Annotated in this window: 18 protein-coding genes and 2 tRNA genes; 3 read left to right on the plus strand and 17 right to left on the minus strand. The window is 60.5% G+C overall.

Features of this window, described 5'->3' with window-relative positions; all coding sequences use genetic code 11:
- Positions 1 to 143: 143 nt before the first annotated feature.
- The 4 genes from yajC to ruvC are packed head-to-tail and all read right to left on the minus strand — an operon-like array spanning position 144 to position 2,878.
- Positions 144 to 476, minus strand: a complete 333-nt coding sequence (gene yajC / locus R3O64_RS07370; protein WP_070522112.1) for a preprotein translocase subunit YajC — start codon at positions 474 to 476, stop codon at positions 144 to 146.
- 39 nt (positions 477 to 515) lie between these two features.
- Positions 516 to 1,601 carry a Holliday junction branch migration DNA helicase RuvB gene (gene ruvB, locus R3O64_RS07375; RefSeq protein WP_070522109.1) on the minus strand — a complete coding sequence of 362 codons (1,086 nt, stop codon included), beginning with the start codon at positions 1,599 to 1,601 and terminating at the stop codon, positions 516 to 518.
- A 15-nt stretch (positions 1,602 to 1,616) separates the two neighbouring features.
- Positions 1,617 to 2,225 carry a Holliday junction branch migration protein RuvA gene (gene ruvA / locus R3O64_RS07380; protein WP_250224688.1) on the minus strand — a complete coding sequence of 203 codons (609 nt, stop codon included), beginning with the start codon at positions 2,223 to 2,225 and terminating at the stop codon, positions 1,617 to 1,619.
- 41 nt (positions 2,226 to 2,266) lie between these two features.
- The gene (gene ruvC / locus R3O64_RS07385) at positions 2,267 to 2,878 is read right to left on the minus strand and encodes a crossover junction endodeoxyribonuclease RuvC (RefSeq protein ID WP_339016436.1); all 612 of its coding nucleotides are present in this window, start codon (positions 2,876 to 2,878) and stop codon (positions 2,267 to 2,269) included.
- A 156-nt stretch (positions 2,879 to 3,034) separates the two neighbouring features.
- Between ruvC and R3O64_RS07390 the strand changes: the two genes are divergently transcribed.
- A complete protein-coding gene (locus tag R3O64_RS07390; RefSeq protein ID WP_339016437.1) occupies positions 3,035 to 3,730 on the plus strand; it encodes a nitroreductase in 696 nt (231 codons plus the stop codon).
- Between the two features lie 6 nt (positions 3,731 to 3,736).
- Here R3O64_RS07390 and R3O64_RS07395 read toward each other — a convergent pair whose 3' ends face one another.
- Entirely contained in the window at positions 3,737 to 4,492 is a 756-nt protein-coding gene (locus R3O64_RS07395) for a YebC/PmpR family DNA-binding transcriptional regulator (protein WP_269948110.1), read from the minus strand.
- A gap of 129 nt (positions 4,493 to 4,621) precedes the next feature.
- Positions 4,622 to 5,488, minus strand: coding sequence for an acyl-CoA thioesterase (locus R3O64_RS07400; RefSeq protein WP_070529976.1), 867 nt, complete (start codon positions 5,486 to 5,488; stop codon positions 4,622 to 4,624).
- A gap of 101 nt (positions 5,489 to 5,589) precedes the next feature.
- On the opposite strand from R3O64_RS07400, the gene R3O64_RS07405 reads away from it, so the two are divergent.
- Both R3O64_RS07405 and R3O64_RS07410 read left to right on the plus strand, forming a co-directional pair.
- Positions 5,590 to 6,072: a DUF3817 domain-containing protein gene (locus R3O64_RS07405; protein WP_143334850.1), complete on the plus strand. Its 483-nt coding sequence runs from the start codon at positions 5,590 to 5,592 to the stop codon at positions 6,070 to 6,072.
- A gap of 52 nt (positions 6,073 to 6,124) precedes the next feature.
- On the plus strand, positions 6,125 to 7,327 hold the full coding sequence (locus R3O64_RS07410) for a DUF2029 domain-containing protein (protein ID WP_269948109.1): 1,203 nt from the start codon (positions 6,125 to 6,127) through the stop codon (positions 7,325 to 7,327).
- Here the strand turns inward: R3O64_RS07410 and R3O64_RS07415 are convergent.
- The 11 genes from R3O64_RS07415 to R3O64_RS07465 all read right to left on the minus strand — a co-directional run bounded on the left by R3O64_RS07415 (position 7,312) and on the right by R3O64_RS07465 (position 16,373).
- Positions 7,312 to 7,770: a hypothetical protein gene (locus R3O64_RS07415; RefSeq protein ID WP_070562979.1), complete on the minus strand. Its 459-nt coding sequence runs from the start codon at positions 7,768 to 7,770 to the stop codon at positions 7,312 to 7,314. The genes R3O64_RS07410 and R3O64_RS07415 overlap by 16 nt on opposite strands.
- On the minus strand, positions 7,771 to 8,871 hold the full coding sequence (locus R3O64_RS07420) for a glycosyltransferase family 4 protein (RefSeq protein ID WP_070562976.1): 1,101 nt from the start codon (positions 8,869 to 8,871) through the stop codon (positions 7,771 to 7,773).
- 18 nt (positions 8,872 to 8,889) lie between these two features.
- Complete coding sequence (locus tag R3O64_RS07425; protein WP_269948108.1) at positions 8,890 to 9,792, minus strand: phosphatidylinositol mannoside acyltransferase; 903 nt, start codon at positions 9,790 to 9,792, stop codon at positions 8,890 to 8,892.
- 63 nt (positions 9,793 to 9,855) lie between these two features.
- Positions 9,856 to 10,491, minus strand: a complete 636-nt coding sequence (pgsA, locus tag R3O64_RS07430) for a phosphatidylinositol phosphate synthase (RefSeq protein WP_070529965.1) — start codon at positions 10,489 to 10,491, stop codon at positions 9,856 to 9,858.
- Positions 10,484 to 11,101, minus strand: coding sequence for an HIT family protein (locus R3O64_RS07435; RefSeq protein WP_269948107.1), 618 nt, complete (start codon positions 11,099 to 11,101; stop codon positions 10,484 to 10,486). Before R3O64_RS07435 ends, pgsA begins: the two co-directional genes overlap by 8 nt.
- A 6-nt stretch (positions 11,102 to 11,107) precedes the next feature.
- Entirely contained in the window at positions 11,108 to 13,171 is a 2,064-nt protein-coding gene (gene thrS / locus R3O64_RS07440) for a threonine--tRNA ligase (RefSeq protein WP_070529963.1), read from the minus strand.
- A gap of 93 nt (positions 13,172 to 13,264) precedes the next feature.
- Positions 13,265 to 14,545 (minus strand): Dyp-type peroxidase, encoded by a 1,281-nt coding sequence (locus R3O64_RS07445; protein ID WP_070529961.1) that lies wholly within the window; start codon positions 14,543 to 14,545, stop codon positions 13,265 to 13,267.
- Between the two features lie 64 nt (positions 14,546 to 14,609).
- Positions 14,610 to 15,293: a copper chaperone PCu(A)C gene (locus R3O64_RS07450; RefSeq protein WP_070562967.1), complete on the minus strand. Its 684-nt coding sequence runs from the start codon at positions 15,291 to 15,293 to the stop codon at positions 14,610 to 14,612.
- Between the two features lie 76 nt (positions 15,294 to 15,369).
- Positions 15,370 to 15,957, minus strand: coding sequence for a copper resistance CopC family protein (locus tag R3O64_RS07455; RefSeq protein WP_070562965.1), 588 nt, complete (start codon positions 15,955 to 15,957; stop codon positions 15,370 to 15,372).
- 224 nt (positions 15,958 to 16,181) lie between these two features.
- Positions 16,182 to 16,257: transfer RNA gene (locus R3O64_RS07460), tRNA-Gly, on the minus strand.
- Positions 16,258 to 16,301: 44 nt separating this feature from the next.
- Positions 16,302 to 16,373 (minus strand) — tRNA-Val (locus R3O64_RS07465).
- Positions 16,374 to 16,380: the final 7 nt, after the last annotated feature.

A 16,380-nucleotide genomic window follows, 5' to 3' on the forward strand; every position in this document is an offset into this window, starting at 1 on the left:
TCATGGTAGCCATCTCCACGACGCGATTGAGCGCCATGACGCCACCATGACTAAAGCACAGTCCAACATGGTACGTCATGGACCGCGGTTTTCCTTAACAGGCTTAAGGTGAGGCACCCGCAGTGTGACGAGCGCAACTCGAATTAGAGCTTCGGGAAGCGTTCGTCGTTGTCGCCCTCCGCCTCAGCCGGCGCATCGTTGACCGTGCCAGCCTGCTCAGCAGATCGCACGATAGCCATCGTGTCGAAGGTAATCACGGTGCCGTCTTTAACGCGCAAATCAACCTGCTGCTTACCGGCTTCCACCACGGTGCCGTGCAGGCCGCCGGCGGTAATCACCTCTTGGCCAGGCTTCAAGGAGGACTGCAATTCTTGCATCTGCGCTTGGCGCTTGCGCTGCGCGCGCATTGACATAAAGCTCGGCAAGATTACGAGAATTGCGAGTACGAGGAGTAGAAGAATCTGGGTTCCGTTCATAAGTGGTCAGTGTGCCAGACCTCCCCGTCTCCGGGCCAATTAGAAGAGCGTCCCGCCCACAGTTCCCTCGGGCGCCTCAAGCCCTAGGTGGTGCCATGCCGCTGCAGTCGCAACACGGCCTCTGCCCGTTCGCGAGATCATCCCCGCGCGCACGAGGTAGGGCTCGCACACCTCCTCCACTGTCGACGGCTCCTCGCCCACCGCGATGGCCAGAGTATTGACACCCACGGGGCCACCGCCGTGCCCTTTAATGAGAGCCTCGAGTACCGCACGGTCAAGGCGGTCCAGCCCACGTTCGTCCACATCAAAAACCCGCAGCGCTGCTTGTGCTGCGCCAACATTGATGTGACCATCCCCATTGACCTCGGCGTAGTCACGGACGCGGCGCAGGAGGCGGTTGGCAATTCGCGGAGTTCCGCGCGACCGAGATCCAATCTCCACCGCAGCATCTTGGTCAATGTCAACCTCCAAGATTCGCGCTGCGCGGGTGATGACCTGGGTGAGGTCCTCGGTATCGTAGTACTCCATTTGCGCGGTGAACCCGAAGCGATCACGCAACGGCCCGGTCAGCATTCCGGCGCGAGTAGTCGCCCCCACCAGGGTAAAAGGCGGAATTTCCAACGGGATAGAGGTAGCCCCCGGGCCCTTGCCCACGATGACATCAATGCGGAAATCCTCCATCGCCATGTAGAGCATTTCCTCAGCCGGGCGGGCGATGCGGTGAATCTCGTCGATGAAGAGCACATCGCCCTCCATCAAATTCGACAACATGGCTGCTAGGTCACCTGCTCGCTCCAGAGCAGGCCCCGAGGTCATACGAAGCGAGCTTCCCAGCTCTTGGGCGATGATCATCGCCATCGTCGTCTTGCCCAGTCCGGGAGGGCCGGATAGCAACACGTGATCTGGCGTTACGCCGCGATTTTTCGCTCCATTAAGCACAAGGGATAGCTGCTCGCGCACCTTAGGCTGGCCAATGAACTCGCCGAGCGACTTCGGACGCAACGAGCGCTCAATATCGTGCTCGCCCTGTTGCTCGGTGGCATCCATATCCTGGTTGCGCTGGAGTGGAGAGTTAAGCTCCACCCCGTCCGGCAGTGAGAATTCTGTGCGTTCTACGTCTGACATGTCACCCACTCTCCCCTATTTCTTGGACCCCAGCTTGCTGAGTGCTGCGCGCAGCACCACTGGTGTCGCCGCCTCAGGTTTTTCAGCCACAACTGATTCCACCACCGGGCGAGCCATCTTGTCCGTAAAGCCCAACCCGACGAGCGCCTCAACAACATCCTCAACAACCGGTCCGGACGCGGTCTGCGCAGCAACCGAAGAATCTCCGCCATCCACAGAAGCAAAAGCTTGAACCTTGTCCTTGAGCTCAAGAATCAATCGTTGTGCAACTCGTTTGCCCACACCCGGAATCTTTTGCAGGCGTGCTGTCTCCTCCCCCGCAATCGCCTGAGCTAAATCGCCGGCGCTCATCACCGACAGGGCGGCCAAGGCCAGTTTTGGCCCCAGCCCAGAGACCGTCTGGAGCACGTGGAACATGTCGCGGTCATCGTGGCTCGTGAAGCCATACAGCGTCATCGAGTCTTCCTTCACCACGAGCGTAGTCATAACCCTGGCCTCTTCACCGCGCTGGAGCGTCCCCAACGTGGCCGGGGTGGCAAGGACCTTATAGCCCACGCCGGCACATTCGAGCACGGCGTAATCAAGCTGGATGTCGAGTACTGTTCCGCGCAGAGATGCAATCATTAAATAAAAATTCCTTGGTTCGAAGGGTTATGCCAGTTAGCTTAAGAGGTTGACTTTGCCGCGCGAGAGACAGACGCGGTACGCGGTGAAGAACCCCGTACCCCGCTTGTTCGTGCGCCCGCCCCTATGCCGGCGCTCGTGTCACCGCCACTCATCCATGCCAGCGCTGGAGCACGCCAGCAGTGACAGACCGCAAGGGCCAAAGCATCCGCCGCATCAGCCGGCTTGGGGGCCTCACTCAGCCCCAAGATACGGGTAATCATGGCCGTCATCTGTTTCTTGTCAGCGCGCCCATTTCCTGAAATCGCCTTCTTGACCTCGGAGGGCGTGTACATGTGCACAGGAATATCGCGCTCCGCCGCCACGAGGACTAAGACCCCGACAGCGTGTGCGGTCTGCATGACGGTTGACACTTGGCCGCGTTCGAATACGCGCTCGAGCGCCACGACATGCGGCTGGTAGTCATCCATCCATTCCCTCACCGCCACAGATAGCCGCTTCAGGCGTTCCCCCAACTCTTTGTCACTGGGGGTGCGCACGACACCTACTGCGATGGGAATAACCGCGCGCCCACGTCCTGCTTGGACAACGGACAGGCCGCAGCGCGTCAATCCAGGATCAATCCCCATGACGCGCAGCCCTTCCAAATTCACGGCCGCCTCCTCGCCCTACTGATGAACTCACTTGCCTGGGGCATAGTGTACACACATGTGTTCTAGCGCAATCAGCGCCCTGCGAACGATGCCTGCCAAACCAGTCAGGCCCATCCCATCTGCTTCCTCTTCATCACCGCGGGTAGAGTGGCGCGCATGTCTCAACAACCAAATGACTATTCAGGCTTTATCCGATCCCGTCATTCCCCGCGGGCGTTCCTGCCGGATCCCATCCCCACTGAGGTCATCAAGCAGGTGCTTATCGACGCCCAATCCGCACCTTCCAATTCCAACACTCAACCGTGGAACGTACACCTCGTGGGCGGCGCTGCTTTGAAAGAATTAAGCGCCGCGCTGATCGCGGAGTTCGATAGGAACGGAATTAATCCAGACTTCACTATTGACTATGGTCAGGGAGTCCACCCGCAGCGCTCGCAGCAGCTCGCCGCCAAGATGTACGGGCTGCTCGGCATTGCGCGCGAGGATAAAGAGGCGCGCACGGAGTTTATCCGCGAAAACCTTCGCTTCTTCGGCGCCCCGCACGCGGCGCTGCTTTTCATTCCACCGCTGGGTGATCGCATTCGCGCTGCCTTCGATCAAGGCACCTATGCTGAGAACTTTTTGCTCTCGCTGCAGGCACACGGCTACCACGATGTTCCACAGGGCATGATTTCACTCCTCGCGCCCACGGTCCGTGAATTCCTCGGGGTGGACGAGGAGTACAAGCTCGTCACCGCCCTCACCTTCGGCGTGGCCGATGAATCCAGCCCTGTGTTCAAGACTGCCCCTGGGCGCGCGCCGTTATCAGAGACGGTGACGGTACATGGCCTGGAAGGCCTTAAGCTCAGCTAGAAGCCTTTAGTCCTCGTCGAGCTCAGCGAGGACCTCATCGCTGAGGTCCATGTTGGTGTAGACGTTCTGGACATCGTCCGAATCCTCAAGCGCATCGATGAGGCGGAAGATCTTGCGGGCATCATTTGCCTGCAGCGGAACCTCAACGGACGCGCGGAAATCGGTGTCGGTGTCATCAACTTCGATGTCAGCAGCAACAAGGGCCTCGCGCACGGCCGGAACATCACCCGGTGCACAGGTGATCTCGAACTTCTCGCCGTTGTCGTTGACTTCGTCGGCACCAGCTTCCAGCACAGCGAGCAGGATGTCATCTTCGCTAAGCTCACCCTTCTCCACCATGACCAAGCCGGTGCGGGAGAACATGTACGCAACGGAACCGGACTCGCCGAGGTTGCCGCCGTTCTTGGACATCGCAGTACGAACGTCGGTGGCTGCGCGGTTGCGGTTATCCGTCAGGCACTCGATGAGCATGGCCACGCCGTTGGGGCCGTAGCCCTCGTACATGATGGTCTCCCAATCTGCGCCGCCGGCCTCTTCGCCGGAGCCGCGCTTGCGGGCACGCTCAATGTTGTCGTTCGGAACGGAGGCCTTCTTGGCCTTCTTAATCATGTCATCGAGGGTGGGATTCGCCGCCGGGTCGCCGCCGCCGGTGCGGGCCGCTACCTCGATATTCTTAATCAGCTTGGCAAATTCCTTGCCGCGCTTGGCATCGTTGGCAGCCTTCTTGTGCTTAGTCGTTGCCCATTTGGAGTGGCCTGACATGTCATCCCTTTCGATATGGCTGTGCAATAAATTGCTAGAAACTGGTGCAATTATACGGCCTCACGCCACGTACCTCCGCACAGGGGTACGCGTGGAAGCCTCATTCCTAACTGTCGGTTCGCTGTAGCATCACACATTTTGCCAATTGCCGTTGGCGCTGGTGCCTTCACTTTCAGGATGCATGGTCCGTGTCAGCCCCTCCTGCATGGCCACCGCGAGTAGCTCCCCGCGTTGGTTGAAGATCTTGCCCTGTGCAAGACCAGTCCCGGTCTGCGCTGAGGGACTCGACTGCGAGTACAACATCCATTCATCGACCCGGGCCGGACGCAAGAACCACAATGAATGATCCAAGCTGGCTAGTTGGATCCTCTCCCCTTGGTGCGGGAGCAGCGCTGAGCGAATCAACGTCATGTCGGACATGTAGAGCAGCGCCGCTTGATGGAGGGACGGATCGGGGGCGTCGGCAAGCAGGGCACCCGTATTACGGAACCAGATATTTCGAAACCCAGCGCCCGTGGTTTCCGCGGCGACGGCATCGCGGGATGCGTCGGGGACCAGCCTCACGTCCCAGTCTTCCCACTCCTTCAAGATGATCCGGGTGGAGTACGGGGATTCTGTAATGCTCTCCGGCGGCGGCACCTGCGGCATGTCTGCCTGATGCTCCGGGCCAACATCGCCTGACGCGTGGAAACCGGCGCTGAGCATGAAAATCATGCGGTCCCTTTGGTAGACGCGCACGTGGCGATGTGCAAAAGAGCGGCCATCCCGTATCCGCTCCACGCGGATGGTTGTGGGCACACTGGAGTCACCAGGCCCCACGAAGTAGCAATGCATAGAATGCGCCAACTTATCGTCGACGGTGAGCTGCGCCGCCCGAAGCGCTTGCGCCATGGTTTGTCCCCCAAAGGTGCGAGCGATGAGCGAGGGAACCGCGGGTGCGCGAAATTCGTCCTCGCCTATCCTCTCGATATCGACTGCCTGAGCCACCGATGCCATCTTTACTCCAATTCCATCGCCGTTATGGCGCCCGCCACACTCACTCCGACCATCCTACTCACGAGCTGATCTGCTCCTGGGAGTTGCGTACTATGTTCCGCATGACTTCAACCACCCCGCACAGCGTGCACCGCGTGGCCGCCTACCTAGAAATGATCACGTGGGGTCTGCTGATCCTCTCCATGATCCTCAAATACTCCGGCACCACCGAGGCGCTCACACCGATTGCAGGTGGCATCCACGGCTTCGGCTTCCTCTGCTTCCTGCTCATGACGGCCCTGGTGTGGATCAACAACCGCTGGCCTGTGGGGGTTGGAATCCTGGGCCTGGTAGTGACCGTCATCCCCTTCGCGGCGCTGCCCTTTGCGGTCTGGGTATCTCGGCGCGGACTCGTTGATGGGCCGTGGCGCTTTGCCGACGACGCACAGCCACACGGCTTCTTCGATTCGGTTTTGGCACAGGCCATCCGCCACCCGGTGCGCAGCGCGCTCATCGCGCTACTCGTCGTCGCCGTAGTGTTTAGTATCCTGCTCATGTTGGGACCACCCGTTGACGTAGAGTCCGCCATTGAAAATAATCGCTAAAACTCCAAGCATTTGGGCAGGCTGGGTCCTGGCGCGCCTTCTCCTCGTTTACATGCTCGTCAACGACACGGACCCGCTCGGAGACGTTCGGTATTACCTCGAGGGCGTCTTTGGCGATAATCCTCAAGACATGACGGAGTATCCGCAGGTCGGAACCTGGCCCAGCGTCCTGCTCGCGTGGCTTACTGGCTACGACTTTGAACGCTATGCTATCGGCTTTACAGCCATGGTGTTGCTTGCCGACGCCACCTTCCTCACCCTCCTCCTGCGCCATCACCGCGACAACCCCGCAGCGTATAGCGCCGGATGGTTTTGGGTGTTTTTCGGCACCGCGGCAGGCCACGTTTTCACGTGGCGGCTAGACCTCTATCCCGCCTTGCTCGTCGCCGGTGCGGGCGCACTTCTGGCCACCCGCCCGCGTCTTGCCTCGGCTTTGTTGGCCTGGGCCACCGCAGCCAAGCTGTGGCCCGGGGTCCTCGCTGCCGGGCTCGTCGGACGCGCAACCTCTCGTGGTACTTGGCAGCGGCTGGCCGCTTTTTTCGGAAGCCTCGCCGCCCTCTGCCTCGGCGTAGCTGCGATAGCCGGTGTGGATAGGTTGCTCTCTCCTCTGACGTATCAAGGTCAGCGCGGCCTCCAGATTGAATCTCTGGCCGCCACCTGGTTCGTCTACCAAGCCCATCACCAGCCTGGAGTGTGGAGGATGGAATACGCGGCGTCGAAAAGCTTTGAGATCTCCGGGCCTGGTGTCGATACGGCGATTACTGTGAGCACCATCGCGATGGGCGCCGCACTCCTCTGGATCATTGCAGTAGCGCTCGTTCGCTTTCTGCGCGGCGGCTGGAGCTCACGCTCCACACTTGTTTTCTTCATCGCGGCAATCCTGCTGCTCATGGCGACGAATAAGGTCTTTTCTCCGCAATATATCGTGTGGCTTGGGCCGATTCTGGCGGTGGCTCTCCGCTCCCCCGTCCCCGTGGAGTCTGCTGCTCAGCGGCACAAGGCCGCTAATATCGCTGGGGTGCGCGCCATCATGGCGGTACTCGCCGTGGGAACAGCTGCCCTGGGAACCGTCATCTATCCCTATGGCTATGACTACATCTGGTTCTTTGTGGGCGAAAACCTCAACCCGGTGTACGCACTCGTGTTGCGCAACCTCCTTATCTTGGCGATGACCGCTTTTGCTCTGTACTGGTACTCCCTCGAGTCCCGCGTGGCGCGGGCTCAACAGTCCCAGGTGGATCACACCTCAATTTGACTCAGCTCGAAATACTCCGGCAGCTTCGCCGTGCCTCCCAAGCGCAGCAGCTTTACGGCCGGGCGCAGGCGCAGCGCGCGGGTATCGCTGACCGCCTCGTTGTAGAAGCGGTGAGCTAAGTGGATGCGCCCTTCGACGTCGGCAAGCACGGCCGGACGCGCTTCAAAGCGCTGTGCGATGGCCGCCGACAGCTCACGCTCCCGGGTGGCCCGTTCATCGAAACTCCCCTGCGCAAGCTCCGTCGCCTCTGCGCGCGCCGCAATGCCCTCAAGCTCGGGAGCTAGCGCGCTAACCACCGCCGCGCGGCGATCCAGCGTGGCCTCAAGCTGAGCCAGGGCCGCGTCTGTGCGGATATGGAGGGAGTTCAGCCGCTGCGCCGTATAGAGCGCCCACATCCCCAGGATGAGGAGGACGGCAAGAGCAATGACAACTTCAATGGGCATTTAAGACACCCGCACTTTCGTGCCATCCGCCACCGTCTCGTACACGCGCATGACGGCAGCGGCCACATGATCCCAATCGTAGTCGCGGGCGCGCTCCACCCCTGCCTTGATCAAGGCCTGTCGCTTGTCCGTATCGTTCACTACATCCTGCAGCACGCGCGCCAAGTCCGTGGCGTCGCCGGTTCTGAACAAGGCACCAGCAGGTTCTTCCGAGTCGGCATTGCACACTGCAGCGAAGGCCTCTAAATCCGAAGCCACCACTGCACAGCCAGCTGCCATTGCCTCAACCAGAACGATGCCGAAGCTCTCGCCGCCGGTGTTGGGAGCCACGTAGATATCGGCGCGCCCTAAGATGGCCGCTTTCTCGGCATCGCTGACGCGCCCCACAAAGTCGACTCCCGGAACGCTCCGCGGATGACCGCCGCCCATGACTGTCACGCGCACCTTCTCTGGGAGCAGGGTGAGGGCCTCAAGAAGAATGTCCAGGCCCTTTCGCGGCTCATCGAGACGCCCCAAGAACACGATCTCAATCTCTGAATCATTCTCTTTATGCTCGGCACAAGCACGCTCGCGCGCATATACAGAGGTATCTACCCCATTGGGAATGAGCACGGGGTCACCACCCAACTGCTCTACCTGCCAGCGGCGAGCCATCTCTGAGACCGCAATGCCTCCCCGGATCTTTTCCAGGTACGGGCGCAGGAAAGGTTTGGCCAGGGTCAGCGCCACGGAGCTTGATGCCGAAGCATGGTACGTCGCCACAATAGGGCCACGTGCCGCTGCCAGCGCAGCCATGGAATAGCTCGGGGAATTCGGCTCGTGGATGTGTAGGATGTCGAAGTTTCCCTCGCGAATGAAGCGCTTGATGTTTCGGCGCACGTGCGGTCCGATAGACAAGCGAGCCACCGAGCCGTTATAGGTAATTGGCACGGCCCAGCCACCCTTGCGCACAAAGCTGGGCACCTGCGTGCTTGTCGACGCCGGCCCCAGCACCTCCACGTGGTGCCCCTGCTCAATGAAGACAGTGGCTAGGTCAAGGATGTGGGCCTGAACCCCGCCGGGTTCGTCGAAGGAATAGGGGCAGATAATACCTATGCGCATGGAGTGTGTTCTGCCTTTCTACTTCTTGTGGCGAGCAGCGCGCCGGCGCTCGACGTCCGCATTCCAGTGCGGTTGCAACATGTGCCAATCTTCGGGGTGCGCCCGGATGTTTTCTGCGAAGCCGTCCGCGAGGCACTGGCACGTCTCCTGAAGAGTCGTGACCTCAACCTCGGGGCTGACGGAAAGCCCCCAGCCCTTGCCGTCGAACCACGAGTGCACGACGTGGAGAGCCGCCCCTGTTTCAATGGCGAGTTGGGCGGGGCCGGCGGCAACGTTGGCTTCTTCGCCCATGAAGTCTACGGGCACGCCGGTGCGCGTGAGATCACGCTCGGACAGCAAACACACAACCCCGCCCCGTTCCAAGGCATCCTTGAGGCGCGGATAAGGCGAAGAGCTGCCTCCTGTCAGCGGCAGAACAGTGAATCCGAGGCTCTCGCGGTAGTCCACGAAGGCATCGAAAAGCGCCTCCGGCTTTAAGCGCTCAGCCACCGTAGTAAAGCCGCCATAGTGGCCCACACAGAAGACGCCCGCCATGTCCCAGTTTCCTGAGTGCGGCAGCGCAAAAATCACCCCGCGCCCAGATGCCACCGACTCATCCGAGTACTCCTTGCCACGCAGGCCAGCCAGCAACCGCTTCTGCAGTTCAGGGTCCGAGTGGATGGCCGGCAAGCGGAAGGCCTCGAGCCAGTAGCGCATGTAGGAGCGCATCGAGTTCCGCACCAGCTCCCGCGTGACGTTTTCGGGCCCAACAACCCGGCTCAAGTTCTGGCGCAGCTGCTCCATGCCCTTGCCGTTGTCGCTAGCCCAGTCCGCGCCCCGCTCGAAGAGCCAAGCAGCGAGCGGCTGCGGGAGGAAGCGCACGACCTTCCAGCACGCGATGTAGGCGGCGGCGGTCAGCCGGTCACGATCCAGTAGAGCCACGGTTCAGGAGCCTTTCTGTGCGGGCCGGGGGCACGGTACCTTCCGGTGGGAGCGGGTGTTGAGCTATAGGTGCTTCAGTTCCTTCTTGAAACGCGCCTTGGTGTCCTGACGCCCCGCTTGGCGCATGCGTTGGTAAATGGTGAAGATAGACCCCACCGCCAGCAGCCACAGGGCGACTTCCAGCGCATAAGGCACGCCCAAACCTTCCAACCCCACGCCGCCGAGTCCTAGGATGAGGCGCTCTGGGCGCTCGACGAGTCCGCCAACCATCTTGAAACCAGAAGCCTCGCCGCGCGCCTTGACATAAGAGATGACCTGGGAACTAACCAGCACCACCATGCAGGCGGCGAAGTTGATGGGGTGAGCGTTATCGACGTACACCATCCAGTAAGCGATCGCCGCGAACAAGGCACCGTCGGTAATGCGGTCGCAGGAGGCGTCGAGAGTAGCACCGAAGTTGGATCCACCCGTGGTCAGGCGCGCCATCGTGCCGTCGAGCATGTCGAAGGCCGCGAAGAGACCCGACAACAGCGCGGCGGCAAAGAGGTGATCAAGTGGGATGAGGATGACTGATATGGCAATGGTGACGATCGTTCCCACAATGGTGACGATATTCGGGGTCAGGCCCATCTTGAGGAAGAGCTTGGCCACCGGGACCACAACCACGGCGGCGGGTTTGCGCCCGTGAACACTAAGCATGCGCTTCTCCTGAGATGATTCCTTCGGCGGCGAGCTCCGCCCATCCCTGAGCAAGAAGGGAACGGGTGTCTTTGAGGAGCTGCGGCAGCACTTTAACGCCATCCACAATAGTCATGAAGTTTGAATCTCCGCTCCACCGCGGAACGATGTGCATGTGCAGGTGCTGCCCCACCGATCCGCCCGAGGCCCGCCCCAGATTGAATCCAGCGTTGACGGCATCGGGGCCGGACACCTTCTTCAGGACCCGGATGGCGGCCTGCGCGAACTGGAAGAGCTCGCGGGACTCCTCCTCGGTGAGGTTTTCCAGCTCAGATTCCTGGCGGTACGGGATGACCATCATGTGGCCGGCGTTATAGGGATAAAGGTTGAGCACGCAATAAACAAGCGCACCGCGGGCAACGATGAGCCCGTCCTCGTCCGACATCTGTGGGATCTCCACGAACGGGTTACGGGCTTCCTTTGGAACGTCGCCGGCGCCGCCCTCACGCTTGATGTAGCTCATACGGTACGGCGCCCACAGGCGCTCTAAGCGGTCGGGGGTTCCCAGGCCGGTATCGACGTACTCTCCCACTCTGTGTGTGCTCCCTTTCTCAGCTCTGTCTAGATGCATCTGCACCTAGACACGCTCGGCGATGGTTTCCTTGGTCGGTTGATCGTTGTTGCGCTCACGCACCCAAGCCTCGATGACGTTGATGGCGGCTTCCACGGGCACACCATTAACTTGCGTGCCGTCAAGGAAGCGGAAGGACACGGCGTCTGCCTCGACGTCGCGCTCGCCGGCCAGGAGCATGAATGGCACCTTGCCGGTGGTGTGGTTGCGGATCTTCTTCTGCATGCGGTCGTCGGAAGTATCGACGTCAGCGCGCAGGCCGCGGGAGCGCAGCTCGGCGCACACCTTCTCGAGGTGCGGTGCGAAGGTATCCGCCACCGGGATACCCACCACCTGGTGCGGGGCCAGCCACGCCGGGAAGGCGCCGGCGTAGTGCTCCAGCAGCACGCCGAAGAAGCGCTCGATGGACCCGAAGAGCGCACGGTGAATCATGATCGGGCGCTGCTTGCTGCCATCCGACGCCGTGTACTCCAGTTCGAAGCGCTCCGGCAGGTTGAAGTCCAGCTGCACGGTAGACATCTGCCAGGTACGGCCAATGGCATCGCGAGCCTGGACAGAAATCTTCGGGCCGTAGAATGCCGCGCCCGCCGGGTCCGGAACCAGCTCAAGACCGGACTTCTCCGCCACGGACTGCAGAATAGCCGTCGAACGCTCCCAAATCTCATCAGAGCCAACGTACTTATTCGGATCCTTGGTGGACAGCTCCAGGTAGAAGTCGTCCAAGCCGTAGTCCTTGAGCAGAGAAATGATGAACTCCAGAACCTTGGTCAGTTCATCTTCGAGCTGCTCAGGGGTGCAGTAGATGTGGGAGTCATCCTGGGTGAAGCCACGGGCGCGAGTCAGACCATGAACAACGCCGGACTTTTCATAGCGGTACACCGTACCGAACTCGAAGAGGCGCAGCGGCAGCTCGCGGTAAGAGCGGCCACGAGAAGCGAAGATGAGGTTGTGCATCGGGCAGTTCATCGGCTTGGCGTAGTAGTCCTGCGGCTGCTTGGTGCAATTGCCGTCCTCATCCCACTCGCCATCGAGCTGCATCGGCGGGAACATGCCATCCGCGTAGAAGTCCAAGTGTCCAGACTTCTTGAACAGGTCACCCTTGGTCAGGTGCGGGGTGGACACGAAAGAGTAGCCATCAGCGATGTGGCGGCGGCGGGAGTGCTCTTCCATCTCCATGCGCACGGTAGCGCCATTGGGGTGGAATACCGGGAAACCGGAACCGATCTCATCCGGGAAGGAGAACAGGTCCAGCTCGGCACCCAAGCGGCGGTGGTCGCGCTTTTCTGCCTCTTCCACCATGGTCTTGTAGGACTCAAGTGCTTCCTTGGATTCGAAGGCAGTGCCATAAATGCGCTGCAGGCCAGCCTTGGACTGGTCACCGCGCCAGTAAGCAGCAGAGGAACGCGTCAGGGCAAAAGCTGGAATGTACTTGGTGGTCGGAACGTGCGGGCCACGGCACAGATCAAACCACTCCACCTCGCCGGTGCGCGGGTTGACGTTGTCATAGTGGGTCAGATCGCCGGCACCAACCTCGGCAGCCTCATCGGAATCAGGGTCCACGTTGCCCTTGTCCTGGACCAGCTCGAGCTTAAACGGCTCGGCAGCAAGCGCCTGCTCCGCTTCCTCCGGGGAGGAGTAGACGTGGCGCTCGAAGCGCTGGCCACCCTTGATGATCTTCTTCATGCGCTTCTCAATGGCCTTGAGGTCCTCCGGAGTGAAGGGCTCTGCGGTCTGGAAGTCGAAGTAGAAGCCGTTCTCGATGGCCGGGCCAATGCCCAGCTTGGTGCCGGGGAACTCCGCCTGCACGGCCTGGGCCATGACGTGCCCACAGGAGTGGCGAATAACGGCGCGGCCGTCTTCCTCGCAGGCAGCAACCGGAGTGAACTCGGCGTCAGTGTCCGGCGTGTGGGAAAGGTCGTAGAGAGTACCGTCGGCGCCGCGGACGACGACTACTGCTTCGGGGCCCTTGTTGGGCAGCTCATGCTCGCGCATCGCTGCTCCCACGGCAGTACCGGCCGGGACCGTGATCGGCTCGTAGTTCACCGGGACTGCTGGAATCATTTCCGCCATGACTTGTTGCGCTCCTTTGCGCTCACGCGCCGCTCGACATACCTGGCCGAGCAGCGCTCAACGAGAAAGTTACAGCGGCTTAGTCTACCCCTCTTAACTGCGGATGAGCGATTCGCCCCAAAAGGTTTCGCCCTCAGTTCCGGCAGGCATGTAGTACACGGCCGAGCCGATGTGGGTAATCCACTCGTTGAGGCGATCCGCTTTGTCGAGGCGCGCCTGGATGGGCTCGAACTGGGCCGTAGGATCCTTCTGGTAGCAAATGAAGATCAATCCAGCGTTGCTGAGTTCACCGCGCTTGGTGGTCTCCGGGGAAGGCGGAAGGTTGTAGTTATACGGACGGCGCAGCAGCTTCTGATGAGGTGAGTCGACCGGAGGATGTGCCCGGGCGACATGCGAGTTTTCATCAATAGCCTTGAGGCCAAACTCGTTTCGCGCGTCCAGGTCAACCTCGTCGAACTCGTCCTTGCCACCTAGAGGTGCGCCGGTATCGAGCGCTCGACCTGTAGCGTTTTCACGTGCAGCACGATCAAGTTGCTCCCACGTATCGAGGTTCATGTGGATGCGGCGAACCACCATGGCGCTGCCGCCGGCAAAGGGGCCGTCCTCGATCCACACTTGCTCATTGAAATCTTCATCGCTTCGCGGGTTGACCGTGCCGTCTTTTTGCCCAAAAAGGTTGCGCGCGGTTGTTCCCTTCGGTGCGGAACCATAAGCGTGGCTAAACCCCTGTTGAATCCACGCGACGTCGGCGTAGTCTTTACCGGCACGAGTCATATGCCGCAGTACATAGGCCGCGGTGAAGGCATCATCACTGCAGATCTGTAGGACGATATCGGTCTGTCCCCATTCAGGGCGCAAATCATCGTGTTCAAAGTCCTGGATATCTCGCAGCCAGCTGGGCTTGGCGACGCCCACCGTGTCAAAGAATCCTTCTCCCCAACCGCACGTGACGGTGAGGTTTGCCGGGGTGGTAGACAATTCAGGCTCGAGGCTACCCAGCGGGTTCTCGCCGGTGCACAGGCGGCGAGCGTCCTCCGTCCACAGACGCATGAGTGCGGCCGCGCCGCGTGCGGTGGTCTCCTTCTTCAGGTTGAAACCGACCAATTCCACGTGCGCCTGGACCGGGGTTTGGATGCCTGCTTGATGCTTGCCATCGAAGGCGACGATATCGCCACCCATGGTTTCCTCGCGGCGCTCCGGCCCGGTGCTTCCGGCATCACCGGCCTGCGCTGCTTGGGAAGCGTCTGCAGACTCCGCCGAAGACTGCCCTGACTCCTCCCCCTTCGCGCAACCGGCGAGCGCTACCGCGCTTGCAGCCACAGCACTTCCGGCGAGCAATCCACGCCGGCTGACAGGTTCCTCGAACCCGCTCATCGTTGATGTCTCCTTATCTCGTGAGAACCGATAACTTGCCTACCTTGGCCCAGAGAACGCTTTTCTAGTGAGCGTGCTCTTCCGTCTTCATGCCCGACATGTCTGCGGACTCTGAGTGGTCCATGTGATCACCATGCTTCATGTCGCCATGGTCCATATCGTCGCCGTGATCCATGCCGCCCATATCGCCATAGTTCTCGTCGCCTGCGCCGATGGAACGCACGGGGATGTCGCCCAGGTCGACCGTTGAGCCATCGCTAAGCTCCAGCGTCAGTGTGGCGGTCTCGCCAGCCATAACGGGCTCTGTAACTCCCATCAGCATGAAGTGGAAGCTACCCGGTGCGAGCTCAACGGATTCGCCAGCGGGCAGATCAAATCCACCTTCTTTTTCCTGCATGACGCCATCGACGACCTCATGGATCTCGTAGTGCTCCGCCTTCACCGAAGAGGTAAAGCCAACCACGTTGATGTCCTTGTCCGTGTGGTTGTGGAGTGTGCCGAAGATCGCGGTCATATCCGAGTCCTTCTCCATGGCACGCACGACAGCATCCTCGAAGGTCACACCGGACTCAGCGGAGGAAGAAGCCGAACCACTGGTCGCTGCTTCCTTGTCCTTCTCAGCGCTGGCTGCTGCGCTCGATGGGGCTGCGGTGGAATCTTCCTCGCTCGTCGAGCAGCTTGCCAGTGTAAGGCCGGCAGCCGCAACGGCAACCACGGAAGCACGGAGGAAAATACGGGAATTCAGCATGTGACATGCCTTTCTGCAGTAACAGTAGTGAAATAAAATGCGGTTTGACTCTCGCATCATCAGAACCGTGTGGTGCTTAGCCTTCTGGGTCTTCTCCGCCAGAACGGCGGGTCTTTGCTCCGAAGGCGAAAAGGGCTGCGCCGACGACGAGAACTGCTCCTACACCAATGATCCATTTGGCCGCGGTAGGCAAAGAACTCAGGGGATCCTGAGACTCTTCTGCATCGTCGCTTTCCTTGGCACCATCGGCAGAAGCATCTGCAGTCTTATCTCCCCCAGCCCCGGAGGCCACGCTAAATGGCACGGAACCGAGTGTGGAGTGCCCATCGGAGGACGTAATGCGGAAACCTACTTGGTAGTCACCATCACCGGGCTCGACGTCCTGGGGGACTTCGACGGTGAGGTTTCGGCCGTCAATGGTCGGGGTTGCGTCAAAGAGAACGTCGCCGCTTGTCTTATCGCTCACGGCAAAGGTGTTGAAGTTGTCCTTTGGAATACCAGAGAATTCCAACGTGATTTCGCGGGGGAATTCCTCCAGCGGCGTATCACTCACAACGTTGCCGCCTATGACTGAGTCATGTGCCGCCGCTAGTGGCGCGGACAGCCCGACCGCGAGGCAGGCTGCCCCGGCAGCAATCCCTGTGGTGACCTGACGCAGCTGCATGTCCAGAACAACTCCTTGATGGTCTGATGAAACTTTTGGTTGAAGGTTCCCTCATCCTATCGCCGGGAGGGATCCTCGAGCCAATCCTTACCCCGCACGGATTGTGCGAGGTTACCAAGTAGTCGTTGCATGCAGTGGAAAAGTTCCCTGGTCCGCCCCTAGCCATACACCCCGGCAAACAAGAAAACGAAAAGTGCCCCTCCATAGTGGAGGGGCACTCGACGTGGAGCGGATGACGAGACTCGAACTCGCGACCCTCACCTTGGCAAGGTGATGCGCTACCAACTGCGCTACATCCGCGCGACAAACCGGAGTTTGTCACGGAGTCCGTAAGGAACTCCCTGTGCGCGATACTGGGATTGAACCAGTGACCTCTTCCGTGTCAGGGAAGCGCTCTCCCGCTGAGCTAAACGCGCTCACAGC

The sequence above is a fragment of the Corynebacterium hesseae genome, assembly GCF_037850265.1.
GTDB lineage: Bacteria > Actinomycetota > Actinomycetes > Mycobacteriales > Mycobacteriaceae > Corynebacterium > Corynebacterium hesseae.

Bases quoted from the DNA above. Each gene is read 5' to 3' on its own strand.
- ruvB (WP_070522109.1), bottom strand. From the start codon at position 1,601: ATGTCAGACGTAGAACGCACAGAATTCTCACTGCCGGACGGGGTGGAG.
- R3O64_RS07395 (WP_269948110.1), bottom strand. From the start codon at position 4,492: ATGTCAGGCCACTCCAAATGGGCAACGACTAAGCACAAGAAGGCTGCC.
- R3O64_RS07445 (WP_070529961.1), bottom strand. From the start codon at position 14,545: ATGAGCGGGTTCGAGGAACCTGTCAGCCGGCGTGGATTGCTCGCCGGA.
- yajC (WP_070522112.1), bottom strand. From the start codon at position 476: ATGAACGGAACCCAGATTCTTCTACTCCTCGTACTCGCAATTCTCGTA.
- R3O64_RS07390 (WP_339016437.1), top strand. From the start codon at position 3,035: ATGTCTCAACAACCAAATGACTATTCAGGCTTTATCCGATCCCGTCAT.
- thrS (WP_070529963.1), bottom strand. From the start codon at position 13,171: ATGGCGGAAATGATTCCAGCAGTCCCGGTGAACTACGAGCCGATCACG.
- R3O64_RS07435 (WP_269948107.1), bottom strand. From the start codon at position 11,101: ATGCATCTAGACAGAGCTGAGAAAGGGAGCACACACAGAGTGGGAGAG.
- pgsA (WP_070529965.1), bottom strand. From the start codon at position 10,491: ATGCTTAGTGTTCACGGGCGCAAACCCGCCGCCGTGGTTGTGGTCCCG.
- ruvA (WP_250224688.1), bottom strand. From the start codon at position 2,225: ATGATTGCATCTCTGCGCGGAACAGTACTCGACATCCAGCTTGATTAC.
- R3O64_RS07415 (WP_070562979.1), bottom strand. From the start codon at position 7,770: ATGCCCATTGAAGTTGTCATTGCTCTTGCCGTCCTCCTCATCCTGGGG.
- R3O64_RS07420 (WP_070562976.1), bottom strand. From the start codon at position 8,871: ATGCGCATAGGTATTATCTGCCCCTATTCCTTCGACGAACCCGGCGGG.
- R3O64_RS07405 (WP_143334850.1), top strand. From the start codon at position 5,590: ATGACTTCAACCACCCCGCACAGCGTGCACCGCGTGGCCGCCTACCTA.
- R3O64_RS07450 (WP_070562967.1), bottom strand. From the start codon at position 15,293: ATGCTGAATTCCCGTATTTTCCTCCGTGCTTCCGTGGTTGCCGTTGCG.
- R3O64_RS07455 (WP_070562965.1), bottom strand. From the start codon at position 15,957: ATGCAGCTGCGTCAGGTCACCACAGGGATTGCTGCCGGGGCAGCCTGC.
- R3O64_RS07400 (WP_070529976.1), bottom strand. From the start codon at position 5,488: ATGGCATCGGTGGCTCAGGCAGTCGATATCGAGAGGATAGGCGAGGAC.
- R3O64_RS07410 (WP_269948109.1), top strand. From the start codon at position 6,125: ATGCTCGTCAACGACACGGACCCGCTCGGAGACGTTCGGTATTACCTC.